Annotated in this window: 18 protein-coding genes; 6 read left to right on the top strand and 12 right to left on the bottom strand. The window is 67.5% G+C overall.

Annotated features, from left to right (window positions below):
• Positions 1-74 precede the first annotated feature (74 nt).
• Positions 75-884 carry an MBL fold metallo-hydrolase gene (locus WDM94_08590; protein MEJ0012672.1) on the bottom strand — a complete coding sequence of 270 codons (810 nt, stop codon included), beginning with the start codon at positions 882-884 and terminating at the stop codon, positions 75-77.
• A gap of 93 nt (positions 885-977) precedes the next feature.
• Here WDM94_08590 and WDM94_08585 point away from each other — a divergent pair, with 93 nt between their 5' ends.
• The gene (locus tag WDM94_08585; protein MEJ0012671.1) at positions 978-2,519 is read left to right on the top strand and encodes an acetolactate synthase large subunit; all 1,542 of its coding nucleotides are present in this window, start codon (positions 978-980) and stop codon (positions 2,517-2,519) included.
• Positions 2,520-2,695: 176 nt separating this feature from the next.
• Here WDM94_08585 and WDM94_08580 read toward each other — a convergent pair whose 3' ends face one another.
• Both WDM94_08580 and WDM94_08575 read right to left on the bottom strand, forming a co-directional pair.
• Entirely contained in the window at positions 2,696-2,935 is a 240-nt protein-coding gene (locus tag WDM94_08580; GenBank protein ID MEJ0012670.1) for a hypothetical protein, read from the bottom strand.
• Between the two features lie 53 nt (positions 2,936-2,988).
• Positions 2,989-4,080, bottom strand: a complete 1,092-nt coding sequence (locus tag WDM94_08575; protein ID MEJ0012669.1) for a winged helix DNA-binding domain-containing protein — start codon at positions 4,078-4,080, stop codon at positions 2,989-2,991.
• A gap of 129 nt (positions 4,081-4,209) precedes the next feature.
• Between WDM94_08575 and WDM94_08570 the strand changes: the two genes are divergently transcribed.
• Complete coding sequence (locus tag WDM94_08570; GenBank protein MEJ0012668.1) at positions 4,210-4,878, top strand: SH3 domain-containing protein; 669 nt, start codon at positions 4,210-4,212, stop codon at positions 4,876-4,878.
• A gap of 234 nt (positions 4,879-5,112) precedes the next feature.
• On the top strand, positions 5,113-5,475 hold the full coding sequence (locus tag WDM94_08565; GenBank protein ID MEJ0012667.1) for a DUF1304 domain-containing protein: 363 nt from the start codon (positions 5,113-5,115) through the stop codon (positions 5,473-5,475).
• Here WDM94_08565 and WDM94_08560 read toward each other — a convergent pair.
• From WDM94_08560 to WDM94_08535, 6 genes are all read right to left on the bottom strand, one after another.
• Positions 5,472-6,545: a 3-deoxy-7-phosphoheptulonate synthase gene (locus WDM94_08560; protein ID MEJ0012666.1), complete on the bottom strand. Its 1,074-nt coding sequence runs from the start codon at positions 6,543-6,545 to the stop codon at positions 5,472-5,474. The genes WDM94_08565 and WDM94_08560 overlap by 4 nt on opposite strands.
• Positions 6,546-6,783: 238 nt before the next feature.
• Positions 6,784-7,635 carry a hypothetical protein gene (locus WDM94_08555; protein MEJ0012665.1) on the bottom strand — a complete coding sequence of 284 codons (852 nt, stop codon included), beginning with the start codon at positions 7,633-7,635 and terminating at the stop codon, positions 6,784-6,786.
• Positions 7,636-7,850: 215 nt separating this feature from the next.
• Positions 7,851-8,141 carry a hypothetical protein gene (locus tag WDM94_08550; GenBank protein MEJ0012664.1) on the bottom strand — a complete coding sequence of 97 codons (291 nt, stop codon included), beginning with the start codon at positions 8,139-8,141 and terminating at the stop codon, positions 7,851-7,853.
• 18 nt (positions 8,142-8,159) lie between these two features.
• Positions 8,160-8,483 carry a hypothetical protein gene (locus WDM94_08545; GenBank protein MEJ0012663.1) on the bottom strand — a complete coding sequence of 108 codons (324 nt, stop codon included), beginning with the start codon at positions 8,481-8,483 and terminating at the stop codon, positions 8,160-8,162.
• A 3-nt stretch (positions 8,484-8,486) separates the two neighbouring features.
• On the bottom strand, positions 8,487-9,176 hold the full coding sequence (locus tag WDM94_08540) for a YafY family protein (protein MEJ0012662.1): 690 nt from the start codon (positions 9,174-9,176) through the stop codon (positions 8,487-8,489).
• 56 nt (positions 9,177-9,232) lie between these two features.
• Complete coding sequence (locus WDM94_08535; GenBank protein MEJ0012661.1) at positions 9,233-10,396, bottom strand: MFS transporter; 1,164 nt, start codon at positions 10,394-10,396, stop codon at positions 9,233-9,235.
• 362 nt (positions 10,397-10,758) lie between these two features.
• On the opposite strand from WDM94_08535, the gene WDM94_08530 reads away from it, so the two are divergent.
• Positions 10,759-11,448 carry a 50S ribosomal protein L11 methyltransferase gene (locus tag WDM94_08530; protein MEJ0012660.1) on the top strand — a complete coding sequence of 230 codons (690 nt, stop codon included), beginning with the start codon at positions 10,759-10,761 and terminating at the stop codon, positions 11,446-11,448.
• Here the strand turns inward: WDM94_08530 and WDM94_08525 are convergent.
• A complete protein-coding gene (locus WDM94_08525; GenBank protein MEJ0012659.1) occupies positions 11,445-11,630 on the bottom strand; it encodes a hypothetical protein in 186 nt (61 codons plus the stop codon). The genes WDM94_08530 and WDM94_08525 overlap by 4 nt on opposite strands.
• A 261-nt stretch (positions 11,631-11,891) precedes the next feature.
• On the opposite strand from WDM94_08525, the gene WDM94_08520 reads away from it, so the two are divergent.
• Together WDM94_08520 and WDM94_08515 are read left to right on the top strand one after the other, a co-directional pair.
• Entirely contained in the window at positions 11,892-13,658 is a 1,767-nt protein-coding gene (locus WDM94_08520) for a PAS domain-containing protein (protein MEJ0012658.1), read from the top strand.
• 68 nt (positions 13,659-13,726) lie between these two features.
• On the top strand, positions 13,727-13,972 hold the full coding sequence (locus WDM94_08515; GenBank protein ID MEJ0012657.1) for a hypothetical protein: 246 nt from the start codon (positions 13,727-13,729) through the stop codon (positions 13,970-13,972).
• Positions 13,973-13,991: 19 nt separating this feature from the next.
• On the opposite strand, the gene WDM94_08510 is transcribed toward WDM94_08515, so the two are convergent.
• Both WDM94_08510 and WDM94_08505 read right to left on the bottom strand, forming a co-directional pair.
• The gene (locus WDM94_08510) at positions 13,992-15,167 is read right to left on the bottom strand and encodes a DUF1501 domain-containing protein (GenBank protein ID MEJ0012656.1); all 1,176 of its coding nucleotides are present in this window, start codon (positions 15,165-15,167) and stop codon (positions 13,992-13,994) included.
• Positions 15,168-15,170: 3 nt separating this feature from the next.
• Positions 15,171-16,565 (bottom strand): DUF1800 family protein, encoded by a 1,395-nt coding sequence (locus WDM94_08505; GenBank protein ID MEJ0012655.1) that lies wholly within the window; start codon positions 16,563-16,565, stop codon positions 15,171-15,173.
• Positions 16,566-16,723 lie beyond the last annotated feature (158 nt).

The following is a 16,723-nucleotide window of genomic DNA, read 5'->3' as shown; positions in this document are numbered from 1 at the left end:
CGGCTCGGCCTACTCCATCCCTCCCCGTTCCGGGGAGGGGGGACCGCGCGTAAGCGCGGTGGGTGGGGAACCGCCTACCCCGCGATCGCCTTCAAATATCGATCCACCGAAACCGCGACCGCCTGCTTCGCGCCGCCCTTGATGTTCTGCCCCATCCACGCGCCGTAGATCGCGTCGAAGGCGAACGGCCCGACTGCCGCGGCGACCTGCTTCACCTTCGTCGCATTGAGCGGAACGTAGTTGGGGAACGAGTACATGAAGCTGACGTGGCGCCGCGTCTGCGCCACCATCAGGATGTCGCCGGTGAACAGCGCGCCCTTGCCGCCTTCCGCCGTGCTCCAGTGCAGCACCTGGCCGCCGGCGAAATGGCCGCCGCAGCGCACCAGCGTCATCTCGGGGCCGAGCGCCAGCGTCTCGCCTTCCCAATAGTCGATCCGATGCCCGTCCCGCATCACCCACCGGCGATCGTCGGCGTGGAGATGGATCGGCACGCCGCCGAAGGCGTCGCTCCATTCCAGCATCGTCGTGTAGTAGTGCGGATGCGAGATCGCGATTGCGGAAATGCCGCCGCGCCGCTTGATCTCGGCGACGGCCGCATCGGTCAGCACGGTGGCGCAGTCCCACAGCACGTTGCCGGTTTTCGACTGCAGCAATAGCGGCCGCTGGTTGATGGCGAAGGCGGGATCGATGCCGATGCCGGTAATGCCCTCGCCTTCTTCGACGAATTTCTGTCTGTGCACACGGTTGAGGTCGGCGAGCGTCGTCCAGTCCTGCCCGCTCCAGCGCACGTACTGCCGGTCGTCCTGGCAGATCAGGCATGCCGCCGGCGGCGCGTCGCTGTCGGGATATTGCGTACCGCACTGGCGGCAGATGAAGCGCGTCATTGTCGGCTCCGTCGCGAAAAGGCGCACACCCCTAGACGAGGCGCGAAACCGCATCAATATGGCGTCCGCTATTGAGGCGACGGGGACGACGCAATGAACGGTGCGGAAAGCCTGGTGCGGACGCTCATCGCGTCCGGCGTCGACACGTGCTTCTCCAACCCCGGCACCAGCGAGATGCATTTCGTCGCGGCGCTCGACCGCGTCGCCGGCATGCGCTCGGTTCTTGGCCTGTTCGAGGGCGTCGTGTCGGGCGCGGCCGACGGCTACGCCCGCATGGCCGGCAAGCCGGCCGCGACGCTGCTCCACTGCGGCCCCGGCCTCGCCAACGGCATCGCCAACTTCCACAACGCGAAGCGCGCGCACGTGCCGATCGTCTCGATCGTCGGCGACCAGGCGACCTACCACAAGCCGCTCGATCCGCCGCTGGCGGCCGACACCGAGGCGCTCGCCGGCACCGTCTCGACTTTCGTGCGCACCAGCCGGCGCGCCGAAGACGTCGGCGCGGACGCCGCAGCGGCGGTGGCGGCCGCGCGCGGTGCGCCGGGCAGCATCGCGACCCTGATCCTGCCGTCGGATGCCTCGTGGGACGAAGGCGGCGTCATCGCCGCGCCGCTGGCGGTGACGCCGCCGGCGCGCGTCGAGGAGGCCGCGATCGTCGAAACCGTCCGCATCCTGCGCTCGGGCGAGCCGACGCTGATCCTGCTCGCCGGCGCCGCGCTCCGCGGCGGCGCGCTGGAAGATGCCGCGCGCATCGCCGCCGCTACCGGCGCAAAACTCAGCGGCGAAAACTTCATCACCCGCATCGAACGCGGCGCCGGCCGCCCGTTCGTGCCGCGCGTCCCCTACCCGATCGACGCGGCGCTGGCGGCACTCGCCGGCGTCCGTCGCGTCATCCTGGTCGGTGCGCAGAATCCGGTCGCCTTCTTCGCCTATCCCGGCCAGCCCGGTCATCTGCTGCCGCCGGAGGCCGAGGTGCATACGTTGGCGCGCGCCGAGGACGACGGCCCCGACGCCCTCGCCCGCCTCGCCGATGCCCTCGACGCGCCCGACTGGGTCCCGCCGCCGCGTGCACCGCGCCCGGCGTTGCCCAAAGGCGCCGTCACCTCGCCGGCCGTGGCGCAGGCACTCAGCGCGCTCATCGCCGAGGGCACCATCGTCGTCGACGAGGCCCTGACCTTCGGCTTCGCCCTCTATCCGAACACCGGCGAGGCCGCGCCGCATGACTGGCTGCAGACCAGGGGTGGCGCCATCGGCGACGGTCCGCCGCTCGCCACCGGCGCCGCGGTCGGCGCGCCCGGCCGCCGCGTCGTCAACCTCGAGGGCGACGGCTCGGCGATCTACACCATGCAGGCGCTGTGGACGCAGGCACGCGAGCGCCTCGACGTCACCACGGTCATCTTCGCCAACCGCCGCTACGAGATCCTGTTCGACGAACTGAAAAACGTCGGCGCCGCGGCCGGCGCGGCCTCGCGCGCGCTGTTCGACCTCGACGACCCGGTGATCGACTGGCGCGCCATCGCCACCGGCTTCGGCGTCGAGTCGGGACGGGCGGAAACTATGGAACAATTCGCTGAGCTGTTCACGGTGGCCAATAACACGCGCGGCCCGTTCCTGATCGAGCTGGCGGTGCCGTAAGCGGCCGCCTCCTCACACTGTCATCCTTCGGCGGCGCGGAGCGCCGACCGGAGGACCATCCTCAGCGAACAATGCCGGCCGAACGCGTGGCACGTGGTCCTCCGGTCGAGGCCTGCGGCCTCGCCGAAGGATGACAGCGAGGGGATGAAATGCGGCCAACCGTCCGCGGCGCCCCCTTACTTCCGTTTGAAAAACAACACCCGCCGCTTGGCGTGGTCGATCTCATGGTCGCAATCGTGCCGGTCGGCAAACTTCCCGGCAGCCCGCTGGCCCTCGATTTCGTCCTCGCTCGGCTGCGCGCCGAACAGCTGCTCGTAGTCCTCGAAGCCGATGGTCGCCGAGCCGCCCGGCCCCAGCGCCGCCAGCGTCTGCGAAAGGTTCTCGTGCGTGTAGCCGTCGCCGGATTTGCCCGCCATGACCTCTCCTCCCTGGTTACGGTCGCCAAACGCTAACACAACGGATGCGCGTGTCAGGCGACAATCGCGACCTCGTGCTTCTCGTCCGGCGCGAGGAAAGCGAGCAGCCGCCGCCCCTCCGCGACCAGCGCCGACGTCTGCTTCTTCGAGACCGCGCCGAACGGCTCAAGCGTCAGCGTGCCGCCCGCTTCCTTCCAGAAGCCGGCAATAAATCCGTCGACGGTGAACGATTTCACCCAGACATTATCGGCCGGTGGCTTCCGCGGTTTTGCGCCGGCGATGCGGTCGCGGTTGGCGAAGCCCAGTGTCAGGTTGTCGTAGACGGGCAGGAAGCGCGGCGGCGCCGGCGTATCGGCGTCGGGGCGCGACGCCTCGGGCAGGTCGAACAATTCGCGGCCGCCGTCGTCGGCGAACGTCACGAGCCGCGGCCGCAGTTTCTCGAACACCGGGCCAAGCTTGGTCAGCCCCGACCACGACTGCGCATCCATCGCGCTCGCCGGACCGAACGCCGCAAGATAGCGGAGCACGATCTTGTCGACCGCCGGGCGCTTGGCCACCGGCTTGCCCAGCCAGTGCTCCACGGTCGTCACCTTCGGCGCGCTGCTTTTCGACCACAGGCCGCGGGGCGGGACCTGCACCAGCGGCGCGGCGTAGTGGAACAGATACGAAAGATGCGCCGCGTCGAATTCCGGAAAGCGCGGTGCCAGAATCTTCCGCAACTCGACCAGTGTCATCGCGTTCGCTTCGACGGCGGCGCGCGCCGCCCTCACCACCGCTGCGGCATCGACGCCCTTCGATCCCTTGCCGAACGGCGTGTGCGGGAACGCGCGGTCGAATACCGGCTGGGTCAGCGTCCGCAACTGCAGGGCATCGGCGGCCAGCATCAGGTGGATCGTGCCGCGCATCGCCGCGATCCGCACCGCCTTGCGATCGACCAGCAACTGCTCCAGCGACTGCGGCCGAAAGTCTTGCAACCGCGACCACAATCCAATGTAAGGATCGGTCGGCACCTGGGCCTGCAGGCCGACGAGATGGCCGATGGCGTCAGCCGTCGCCATCGGCGAGCGCTCCAGCAGCATCTGCCGCGCAAGCAGCGCACGGTTGAGAGCGCGCGGGGAAAGGACAGGTGCGGCGGCCTTGACCATGCGTTTCCCTACGCCGAACCGCCGCCAGCCGATGTCAGTGGCATCTGGCTGTCATCAGAACGGAACAAAGACGGCACTCCAGAGTCTACAGAGTCCTAATCGTCAAAAGACAATCTGCGAGGAAATCCGATGAAATCACTTCGTATCGCCGCCGCGGCGGGCCTCGGGCTGCTTGCCCTGGCGGCCACGCCCGCGTTCGCCGCGCCCGTCAGCGGCTTCGTCACTGCCAACGTCAACGAGCGCTCCGGCCCATCTACCGCCTATCCGCCCATCGTCGTCATCCCGGCCGGGTCGGCCATCACGATCTACGGATGCCTCACCGACGATTCCTGGTGCGACATATCGTGGAAACAGAACCGCGGCTGGATGTCGTCGAACTACCTGCAGGCGAGCTACCAGTCGCGCCGCATTCCGATCCGCGGCTATTCGGCCATTCCGTTTATCACCTTCAACTTCGGCTCGTACTGGGACTCGCACTACAAGAACCGCTCGTTCTTCAACCAGCGGTCCAAGTGGAGCAACTTCCATTGGCAGGGTCAGGGCCAGGCACAGCCGCCGAACAATCCGAAGCCGCCGAAGTTCGGTAACAACGGCCAGTTTGGCAACAACGGCCAGAACGGCAACAATGGCCAGTTCAACGGCAACGGCGGCAACGGCCAAGTCGGCAACAACAACAACGGCAACGGCAAGTTCGGCAACAAGCCGGGCTTCGGCAACGGCCAGAACAACGGGCAGAACGCCGGCCAGAACGGCAACAAGAATTGCGTCTGGAAGAAGGGCAAGCTCGTTTGCACCTGATCGCGTTTTCTAGCGTGACCTAGCAGCACGGCGGCCAAGCGATTGGCCGCCGTTTTGCGTCTCGCCCGGTGTCGTCCCCGCGAAGGCGGAGGCCCAGTCGTCACCGGCGCGTCTTATGGCTCGCCAACGGCGGCGACTGGATTCCCGCCTTCGCGGAAATGACAGGCGTTGCGGAACGGACTTGCAGGCCGGCGAAAGATCGCGACGATTGCGGGCAACCGCAGCGGAGCCGCCATGCACACCATCGCCATCCTCCTCATCGCTCTCGTCGCACTCGAGCACCTCTGGTTCCTGATCCTCGAGATGTTCCTGTGGCAGCAGCCGATCGGGCTCCGCACCTTCGGCAACACGCCGGAGAACGCCAGGACCATGGCGGTGCTGGCCGCCAACCAAGGCCTCTACAACGGCTTCCTCGCCGCCGGCCTGGTCTTCGCCCTCGCCTATCCCGAGCCCGCCGCGTCGAAGGCGATCGCCACGTTCTTCCTCGCCTGCGTCATCGTTGCCGGCGCTTACGGCGGCTGGTCGGTCAGCCGCCGCATCCTTTACGTCCAGGCCGCGCCGGCGTTGGTGGCGCTCGTCCTGCTCTGGCTCGGCTAGGCGACGCGCTGCCCCGAAACCCGGCGCCGCTCCTCTACCGCATCCGCCAGCCGCTCCAGCACGGCGACCGTCGTGTCCCAGCCGATGCAGCCGTCGGTGATGCTCTGCCCGTAAGTCAGCGGCCGGCCCGGCACGAGGTCCTGGCGCCCGGCGACGAGGTTGCTTTCCAGCATCACGCCGATGATGCGCCGGTCGCCGGCGGCGAGCTGCAGGCCGACGGCATCCAGCACCGCCGGCTGGTTCTCCGGCTGCTTGCTTGAGTTGGCGTGGCTGGCGTCGATCATGATCGCGGGACGCAGGTTCGACTTCACCAGTTCCGCCGCGGCGCTGGCGACGCTCACCTGATCGTAGTTCGGCACCTTCCCGCCGCGCAGGATGATGTGGCAGTCGTCGTTGCCGGTGGTCTCGGCGATGCCCGAGCGCCCGTCCTTGGTGACGGCGAGGAAATGATGTGGCTGCGAGGCCGATTTCACCGCGTCGATGGCGATGCGCACGTTGCCGTCGGTGCCGTTCTTGAAGCCGACCGGGCACGACAGACCGGAGGCCAGCTCGCGATGCACCTGGCTTTCGGTCGTGCGCGCGCCGATCGCGCCCCAGCCGACGAGGTCGGCAATGTACTGGGGCGTCGTCATGTCGAGGAACTCGACCGCGGCCGGCAGGCCCATCGAGTTGATATCGACCAGCAGGCCGCGCGCGATGCGAAGGCCCTTGTCGATCGCGAACGAGCCGTCGAGATCGGGATCGTTGATCAGGCCCTTCCAGCCGACGGTGGTGCGCGGCTTCTCGAAATAGACCCGCATGATGATTTCCAGCGCGCCGCCAAGCCTGCGCCGCATCTCGGCGAGCCGTCCGGCGTATTCCATCGCCGCCTTCGGATCGTGGATCGAGCACTGCCCGACGATCACCGCCAGGCGGTCGTCGGCGCCGTGCAGGATGTTGGAGAACGCCCGCCGCGCTCCGGCGACGGTGCGGCTCGCCGCGTCCGTGCGCGGAAATTCGCGCATCACGGTCGCGGGGGTGGACAGTTCGCGTATCTCGCGGATGCGCAGGTCGTCGGTGGTGTGCGGCACGGCGGGTCTCCTTGGGTGGGGATCCGGCGGCCAACAAAAAAGCCGCCAGGAACTTGGCGGCTTCGGGATTTTCGGGCTTTTCAGATGGTTCAGATAAAGCGCGCGTCCCTAGCTCCGCCAGTGAGCGGATAGCTAAACCAGAAGCCATAAAAGGTGGCGGCGCGGGTCATCGGGAAACGCATATAGACGAGCGCAATCGCTTTGTCACCTGCGGGCGAGGTGCGCCCGCAGTGTGCTGCTACTCCGAGATGGAGCGTTCCCAGTCAAGCGGCGTGAAGTCAGGCAGCGTCAGCGTCGTGCCGTTGCGGTCGTCGTCCAGCAACGTGCCGCCGCCCCAGCGGATACGGATGCCGGCCTGGATCGTACCGTTGGTGGCGGTCGAGAACCCGCCAATATCGGTATCGGCAAACCCCTTGGCCCGCACGAACGCGCTCACCGGGGCGCCGTCGAAGCGGTGTTCGGCCTCCGCCGAAAACATGAAGGCGTGTGATTGCCAATTGTAATCCAGGCCCCACACACCACCGCCCATGTAGCCGACGGTGGCCTCGAGCTTGGTGTTCGGCGCGGCGAACCAGCGCGCCGTCGCCTGCATCAACCACAGTTGATACGGATATCTATCGTAGAGCAGGCCGCCGCTCTGCTTGAGGTATGTCGCCTGACCGTAGAGGGTGACGTTGCGCAGGTAGATTTGACCTTCGATGCCGCCGAATACGCCTTGGGCATGGGAGGCCGCATCGCCGGCGCCCGAGTCGATGACGCCGCCGAACCCGCCGATCAATCCTCGCGACGGATTGCGCAGGCTGAGATGGATTGCGCCGGTCGTCGCCGGCAGATCGACCCACCCGTCAGAATTGTTTCTCTTCGCCCAGATCGATTCGGTTGAGAGGTCGGCCTGCGTGGACCATTTCGGCCCCAGCCAGAACGTCGCACGTCCGGCAATGTCTGCTCCGGTCCACGGGTTCGATTGCAACACCGGCTGCACCGGCTGCGTCCAGGCCGCCGACCCGGCCACTTCCAGATATCCGGACACCGTATTGTCGGCGTGGGCCGCGGACGAAATCACGCCGCAGGCCACCGCCAGAAACGCCATCGTTCCTGAAATCCTAGCCACGATACGGTCTCCGCCTCACCGCATAGAATCAGCCTCGCATCCATAGGATTGCCCGAGGGGCGCCGGCGCAACGGCAGCGAGACAGATCGGGGGCGATAGTTTCGAGGCGTTGCGGAATGAACGCATTGGCAATGCTCGCAGCCCGGCTTTTCGCCGGCTCCAACGGCAGCGGTCGCCGTCAAAGGAACAGCCGGCTAGAACGCCTTCAGCCGGCGCAGCAGCAGGCCGATGCCCATCAGCGCGCCGAAGGCCGGCATGGCGTAACGCCACCATTTCGCCGTGCGGATGCGCAGCATCAGCGGGGTCCGCATGTTCTCGGCCTTGTGCTTCTGCTGCCAGGCCAGCGCGTCGGTCGTCTCGACCCAGATGCGCCCCGCCGCCTTCTTCTCGCGGTCCCATTCAGAGCCGCGGATCATGGCGCGAACGCGCGGCACGCCGAGCTCGGCGAATTCGCGCGTCCAGTTCTGCTTGGGTGTCTTCGGCATCTCCCTACTCCCGCTTCCTCATCCCCGGCGACGGCCGAACCGTTCGGGGTGCGCGAACATGTGGCCGATCACGCTCCCGAAGGCGATGCCGACGACCAGCAACTCGACCACCAGCACCGGATCGGAGAGGCCGTCGCGCATCAGCCACAGCAGCAGACCGCCAACGATCAGGTTGCCGCCGCCCCATAGCACGTTGCGTACCGGCGAATCGAGCGTACCGGCGCCGCCGGAAAATGGCGTCGGAAATTCGCGTCCCGAGACGCCGCTGACAAAATGCGGCACGCCGTTCACCGTGAAAGACGCCGCGAAGATCGCGACGAGGTAGAACCACCATTGCGTCATCGCCTACTCCCGGCTCGGCTGCTCGCGTTCCGCCCGCCATTCGCTGACCAGCACCGCGCGCCGTCGTGGATAGCGCTCCGCCCGCGCCTCCAGTTGCTTGATGCGGTCGGTGCGGAAGTGCCGGAAGCCGGAGCGCAGCTCGCACCAGGCCGCCACCGTCTGCTTCCCCTCGTAAAAGGCAAGCGCGATCGGCCAGATGACGCGGTCGGTCGCGGCGCCCTTCTCGTCGCCGTAGGCGATGGCGACCTTGTGCTCGCGGCGGATCGCTTCGCGCAGCGGCTTCAGCACCGGCAGGTCGATCGGCTGCACCGCCGGCACCGCCCACAGGCCGACGGTCGCGATGGTGTCGCGCAGATCCTTCGGCGCGGCGGCGGCGATCTTGGCGAGCGCATTGGCGGCGGAGGCGGCGAGCGCCTTGTCGCCCTGCCGGCCGACGAGTTGCGCGCCCAGCACCAGCGCCTCCAGCTCGTCTTCGTCGAACATCAGCGGCGGCAAAAAGAACCCTCCGCGAAGCAGGTAGCCGAGCCCGGCTTCGCCATCGATCGGCGCGCCCAGGCCGATCAGCGACTGCACGTCGCGATAGATGGTGCGGACCGAAACATCCAGTTCGGCAGCTAGGCTCGCCGCCGTTACCGGGCGACGATGCCGGCGCAGCGCGTCCATAAGTGTCAGCAGTCGTTGCGTGCGGCCCATGAGCGGCGATTCCTCCGGCCGGCAACTTACGCCAGCGGCCGGATGGCGGCGAGCCGTCAGGCGGCCGCGGTCCGCCGGTCGATGGCGTGCGAAAGGACGATCAGCACCAGGGCCGGAACGACGCCGGCGATGCCCAGCAGCGGGAGCTGGTCGTAGCCGAAGCCGTGGGTGAGCGCGACCGAGCCCAGCGCGGCGCCGCCGGCGATACCGATGTTGAAGGCGGTGGAGACCAGCGTCGAGGCAAGGTTCGGCGCGGCGCGGGCGCCGTTCAGGATACGTGTCTGCAGCGGCGCGGCGAACGAGAAGTTGACGATCGCCCAGACGAACAGCGTGACGACGCCCAGCACGAGCCCGTGCACGGCGCCGAGCAGCAGCAGGTACACCACGAGCAGCGCCACGAAGATGCCGATGGTCGACGGCATTAGCTTCCAGTCCGCCAGCCGCCCGCCGGCGAGGTTGCCGATGAGCGCGCCGATGCCGAAGACCGCGAGCACGAACGGCAGCGCCGCCGGGCTGACGCCGACGATCTCGGTCAGGAGCGGCGCAATGTAGGCGAAGAGCGCGAAGAAGCCGGCGGCCGCGACGACGATCGCGGCCAGCGACAGGTACACCTCCTGGCGGCCGAGCACGCGGACCTCGGCGAGCAGGCTCTGGCCGGGCGTGGCGCCGCTGCCCGAGCGCGGCACCCAGACGGCGGCTCCCGCCGCGGCAACGATGCCCAGCAGCGACACCGTCCAGAACGTGGCGCGCCAACCGAACGCGCCGCCGATGGCGGTGCCGATCGGCACGCCAACGATATTGGCGACGGTGATGCCGGCCAGTACCAGCGACACGGCGCCGGCGCGGCGGTCCTCGCTGACGAGATTGGCGGCAAGCACGGTGGCGATGCCGAGCCCCGCCCCATGGCTCAGCGAGACGACGACGCGCGCCGCCATCAGCCAGCCGTACGACGGCGCCAGCGCGCAGAGCACGTTGCTGAAAACGAAAAGCGCCATCAGCCCGATCAGCGTCGTCTTGCGCTCCAGCCCGGCGGTGAGGATCGCCATGACCGGCCCGCCGATCGCAACGCCGGTGGCGTAGCCGCTGATCAGGTAACCGGCCGCCGGGATCGAGACGCCGAGATCGCCCGCGACGTCCGGCAGAATGCCGGTGACGACGAACTCGGTCGTGCCGATCGCGAATGCGGTCAGGAACAGTGAAAAGAGCGGGAGGGAGAACACGATCGTCTGCGGCTGGAGAATCGCGCCGGAAGGCGCCGGCGATTAGAGCCGTGCCGCAGGCGTCACGGTCAAGCCGCTAGATGAGGCCGAAGACCACCGCGCCGACGAACAGGAAGGCTGCGGCGGTGATGAGAACACCGAGCTGCTGGCTGGCAATGGCGCGCATGGGCCGTCCCCTTCCCTTAACCTTGACCGATTGTGGCGCCCGGCCAGGCCGCGCGGGAGGCATCACGATCCAATTTGACGTGTATCCGGAGAAAACGGTTTCGCGGCGCGCGCCTTGCGGCTGCGAGCGAGGTCAAGTGACGCGGGCGCCAGTGCGTCGCGGGCGCCTTCGCCGGCGGGGGTGTAAACTCAGCGCCATGACCGCCGCCGCCAGAAGCCGGAAGACGCGACCGCCGCGCCTCGATCCCCTCGCCTTCATCCGCGAGAACACGCGGCTGGCGCCGGTGCCGTCGCAGCCGGACATCCGCATTCATATGGCGCACGAGGCGACCGGCCTCTGGCGCATCGCCGAAGGCAGCGACCCGCCGCCGCCCTACTGGGCGTTCCCGTGGGCGGGCGGCCTGGCCCTGGCGCGCTACGTCGCCGACCACCCGGAGATCGTGCGCAGCCGCCGCATCCTCGATCTCGGCACCGGTTCGGGGCTGGTCGCCATCGCCGCGATGAAGCAGGGCGCCGCATCGGCGCTCGCCGGCGACGTCGATCCCTACGCCGTCGCCGCAGCGACGCTGAATGCCGCGGCGAACGATGTGGCGATCACCGTCACCGGCCGCGATCTCACCGGCGGTCCGCCGCCGGCGGTCGATGTCGTGCTGGTCGGCGACCTGTTCTACGAGGCGGCGCTGGCGGCCCGCGTCGCGCGCTTCCTCGACGGATGCCTCGCCGCCGGCATCGAGGTGCTGGTCGGCGATCCGCACCGCGCCTACCTGCCGCTGGAGCGGCTCCGCCTGATCGCGGAATACGCCGTGCCCGACGTCGGCGACGTCGAGGGCCGCACGCCGAGGCCCGGCGCGGTGTTCGCGTTCGTGGCGGCAGTGAACGGCGGCTAGAGCGAGGTCGTCGGCCTCACGCGCGTGAACGGCGCTGTCCGCACGTCGAGGGTCATGCCGCCGGTGTAGATTTCGCGCGCGGCCGGGTCCGCCGTCTCGGCGACCGACAGCGGCACCAGTGGCTGCCAGTGCCACGATCCCAGGGTCAGGCACGCAACCACGACGGCAAGGGCGATCCGCATCGCAATATCCCCAACGCAGCCTCAGCTTTTGCTACCGCGAGGCGAACGCGCGACCCAGATGCAAGGTTCCCCTTTCCCCGTTATCCCCTGCCCGTCACGAACGCCATGTTGGCCGCCGCCGCTGCGAGGCCGCCGTCGCGCGCAGCGTCAAAACCCGGCGAACGCCTACGGTACGCTGGCGTACTGAAAAGTGGCCCGCCCGGCCCGTATCGCCGGCCACGCGATCTGCACTACTATCGTTCCCGGCGACGGAACTGCTGTGTGGAGTGCGGCAAGCTGCTTGAAGCTACTCGCAACGATGCGCTCGGGCTTGCGGTGCAGGCCGCCGGCGTCGGTGTGTGGGAGATCGACGTCGCCAGCGACACCGTGCGCGGCACTCCGCAATTCTTCCGCATCATGGGCCTGCCGCCGACCGACGCGGCGGTGCCGATGGAGACGCTGCGGGCGCTGCGCATCGGCGGCGACCGCGAACGCGTCAACCACGGCTACCTCGCGGCCATCGCCACCGGCATCGACCAGTACGAGAGCGAATACCGCATCCGCCGGCCGGACGGCGCCGAGCGCTGGATACTCGGCCGCGGCCGGGTGATCCGCGACCTCGACGGCAAGCCGGTGCGCTTCAGCGGCGCCGACCTCGACGTCACCGACCGCAAGCTGACCGAGCACGCGCTGGCGCAGAGCGAGGCGCGCCTGCGCATCGCCGTCGAGGCCGCCGATCTCGGCATCTGGGACTGGGACCTCGCGCGCAACGCCATGACCTGGTCCGACCGCGCCAAGGCGATCGCCGGCCTGCCGGCGGCGCTGCCGGTAAGCTTCGAGCAGATCCGCGACATCACCCACCCCGACGACCTGCCGCGCACATCCGAGATGGCGGCGCGCGCGCTCGATCCCGCGATCCGTTCCAAGGAAGCCTACGAGTACCGGATCGTGCGCCCTGACGGCTCGGTGCGCTGGGTGGTCGCGCACGGCGAGGCGGTGTTCGCCGACCAGGGCGACGGGCCGAAGGCCATCCGCTACATCGGCACGCTGCAGGACGTCACCGAGCGGCGTGCCATCGAGACGGACCTGCGCGAATCCGAATCCCGCCTGCGGCTGGCGGTCGACGCCGCGCGCCTGTCGATCTGGGAATACGACGTCGCCTCGGCGAGCATCCGCAGCACGCCCGAGCTCAACCGCATGCTGGGCTTCCCGGAAGACCAGCCGCTCGAAGTCGATGCGGTCAACGCGCGCTACTATCCCGGCGACGCGCAGCGCCTGCAGGAAGCGGCGGCGGCGGCACTGGCCGAAGGCCAGCGCTATTTCCAGCTCGAGTACCGCTACCTGTGGGCGGACGGCTCGATCCGCTGGCTGCTGCTGCGGGCCGAGATTCTTTTCGATGCGAACAACAATCCGTCCGGCGCGCTCGGCGTCGTCATGGACATCAGCGAGGAGAAGGAGGTCGAGGAGCACCGCACCCTGCTCCTCAGCGAGCTCCAGCACCGCGTCAGCAACACGCTGGCGCTGGTCTCGGCGATCGCCAACCAGACGTTCCGCGGCGATGTGCACGACGAGCCGCTCGGCATCTTCTCCAAGCGGCTGTCGGCGCTCGGCGATGCGCACCGCATTCTCATCAGCCAGAACTGGCGCTCCGCCGAGATGACCGAGGTGGTGACCGCGGCGCTGAAGCCGTACTGGCTGCCGGAGCGTTTCGAGGTCGGCGGTCCTAAGCTGGCGCTGGGGTCGCGCCAGGCCCTGGCGCTGGCGCTGGCGGTCAACGAGCTTGCCACCAACGCCGCGAAATACGGCGCCCTCTCCAACGACGAGGGCCGCGTCGCCGTCACCTGGCGCATCGAGCCGCAGGCCGACGGCCCGCACCTTCATTTCCGCTGGCAGGAAAGCGGCGGCCCGCCGGTGTCGGAGCCGACGGGCAGCGGCTTCGGCACGCGCCTGATCAAGATGCTGGCCGCCGATTTCAACGGCGAGCTCGAGGTGCGCTATTCGCCGGCGGGCGTCGCCTGTACGCTTATTGCGCCGCTCGGCGCCGCATAAGGCAAGGGAACGAACGGGGCAGCCTATCGTTGTCTATGTCGGACATTGCGTCCGCTGGGGAAACATCAATGTTCAAATCCTGGATCGCGCTCGCGGCGCTTTCTGCCGAATCCCAGCAGGTGATGTGGCTGCGCTCCTTCAAGCTGGCCGCGGGAGGCGCAGCAGCGCAGACCGAGGCCAACCTCATGGTCAGCGAGAAGATCGCCGCGGCCACCGACGCGGCGCTACGCCTCAGCCGCGGCGCCTCCCCCGACAGCATCGTGCGCGCCTATCGCCGCAAAGTGCGGGCGAATGCGAAGCGGCTGACGAAGTAACGGCCGCGGCGATCCCTCGTTAGAGGTAAGCGTCGAACGTGCCCTTTGGCTGGTAGTCGATCACATTCTTGCGGATGCGTTCGGGATCGAGTTCCAGTACCGTCGACATCAGCGATCCGTATAGTTCGCGCGCATCGATCGTCGCCATGAGGTCGCGGCCTTCGAAGAGATTTTTCTTCTTGAGGCCCGGCCAGTCTGACACGATGCCGCTCTTCTTGAGCTTGCCGCCTACGACGAAGATCGCGGTGCCATAACCGTGGTCGGTGCCCCGCGAGCCGTTCTCGGCTGCGGTGCGGCCGAACTCCGTAACCGTGACGACGAGCGTCTTCTTCCAGACGTCGTCGTGGAGTTCGCGGCGGAACGCGCCGATGGCCCCATCGACCTCCGTGAAGCGCTGGAAATTCTGCGAATTCTCGTCGGAATGCGTATCGAAGCCGACGTGATCCAGAATAGCCATGCGCGGACCGTCCGGCTTGTTGAAACGCTGAGCGGCCGCCTTGGCGAGGCCCTGCAGCGAATTGCTCTGGAAATTGAACGGAGCCGGTGGCTCGCCGGACATCAGTTCGGCGCGCGCCTGCTCGCCATAGGCGGCGAGCGACAGATCATCCGCCCAGAGCGGCAGGAGCTCACTGTAGATGTCCGGCGGAACCGGCTGCATCCAGCTCGGGTAATAGTTGTCGGATTTGGCCTTGCCGCGCAGGATCAGCGGCACGGGCAGAGACATGGCGATCGAGTTGTAGCCCAGGAGGTCGAGGCCGCGTCCCATCCATCCGGTTTCGGACGCATAGGGCGTCATGACGCCCGATTCCATGATGTTCTGGCCTTCGAAATGTGAGCGGCCCGTGTAAGGAAAAGAGGCTGCATTGACGAGCAGAGCCTCGCCGTTCCCGAACATTTCGTGGACCGTTCTGAACGCCGGATGCATCGCGAAAAACGAGTCGAGCTTCAACGCATGGTCGGGATTGACGTTCTTGCGCAGGGACGGAAAGCCGGCGTCGCCGATCGGTGGCAGGGCGTACATGCCGTCAAACCCGCCCCGCAACAAAATGGTCAGGAGGCGCACATCGGCGGGCGTCTGCGCGAACGACAGTTCCGGCAGCGCGGCAAAGCTGAGGATCGCCGACGCCTTCAGGAACGACCGCCGGCTGAGTGCCGGCAGACCTTCGCAATTGAACAGCCCGTTGTTGCCGCGCATCGGTCAGATCCTCATGAACTGCGGGCTGGCGAGCAAAATCGTTGCGGCCGCTTCGGGCTTGGTCGCACGCTGCATGGCTGCAACCAGGTCAGAGTCCTTGCCGGCCAGGCGAATGGCGAAGTCATGCAGGTACGGCACCGTCTCCGCGGCGATGGACGACGAGGCGAGGTAGGCGTAGCGGGCGCGCCGCTCGAGCAGTTCCTTGGATATCCAGTCGGACTTGCGGTCGGGGTAGCCGTTCGGCTGCGGGGCGGCGGCATAGCCTTGGCCGAGTTCGTCGCAGAGAATATTTATCGTGTGGCCGCCTCTGGGCCTGGTCAGTGGCACGGCGATCGATGCAGTGCGATGCATCTGGTGAAGCCATGTCTCCGGATTGCTGAACTTCTCGTGGTCCGGCGCCTCGGCAATGACCTCATCAATCACCGCGGTGTGGACGACCTTGAGATCGCCGCCCGACTGCATCCAGGCGTCGCGAACCCGGGCGACGCTGTCGGCCGGCGGGTCGTCGGCGACGAAATGCCGGATGAGCTTCCACGAAATAAACTGCGCCGTGGCGGGATGAGCCGCGAGGTCGGCGATCAGTTGCGGGGCCTGGTCCTGCCCCCGGTGGCTCGTGCCGTACTTCTTGCCCATGATTGTGCGCGGGCCAGGTTCATGACGGTCGAAGTCCCAATAGACACCGAATGGAGCGTTCCGTTTTTTCTGTTCGCGCTTGCCGTCATAGAAGCTCCAGCCGGTAAGCGCGTAGGCGGCCTGGATGACGTCCGCCTGGGTGTAGCCGCCTTCCGGACTCATCGTGTGGAGTTCGAAGAGCTCACGCGCCTGGTTTTCGTTGATCGACTCTCCCGGTCCGTCGAGACCTGACGGAGAGTGCGGCCCGGTGGAAAAGACATTGTCGAGAAAATACAGCATCGCCGGCTGCAGCTCCGCGTCGCGGAGCATCTCGGCAAATTTGCCCGTCATGTGGGAACGGATCAGGCGGGTGTGCGGGCCGTACCACATCGTGGTCATCTGTTCGGCCTTGACCGCGAAATGGTTCACCCAAAAAGCCCAGAAGCGTTCGAACACCGGGCTCGGTCCGTTAACGGCAGTAAGCGAGCGCAGCAGCGCTTCGCGCCATTCGGGGTAGAGTTTCTCCTGAGCCGTCTGGTCGGCGATCCGCTCATTGTCGAAATTGAATCCGACCAGCCGGGTGGCCTCTTCATAGCCGGGCACCGGCTCGGCGTAGTCGGGCAACTGACTGCGGATGCTCTTCCCGTCCGAGCCATAGAAATCAAGCGGCGGGACTTCCGAGATTTGCGCAACCGCCCAGTCGCGAACGCCTCCGGAAATTGCCTCGCCCTGCTTCAGCCCGTATCCGAGCCGTCGGGCGAAAAACAGTTCTTCGTCGTGGATCATGGACTGTCCCCACTGCCCGACCCCGCGTGCGGCGTTTGACCGGTTCGAAGGCCGCGGAATACTTCACCACCTAAGCGAGCGTATCACGCGCAAACCTCGCCGCCCATTCTCGGCGCTAGAGGCCTTCCGCCGGCGAGTTTCGCCCCCGCCAGCCAATC

The sequence above is a fragment of the Bauldia sp. genome (genome assembly GCA_037200845.1).
Taxonomy (GTDB): Bacteria; Pseudomonadota; Alphaproteobacteria; order Rhizobiales; family Kaistiaceae; genus DASZQY01.
The sequence above is the reverse complement of the archived record's forward strand: the minus strand, read 5'-3'. Positions and strand labels throughout refer to the sequence as shown.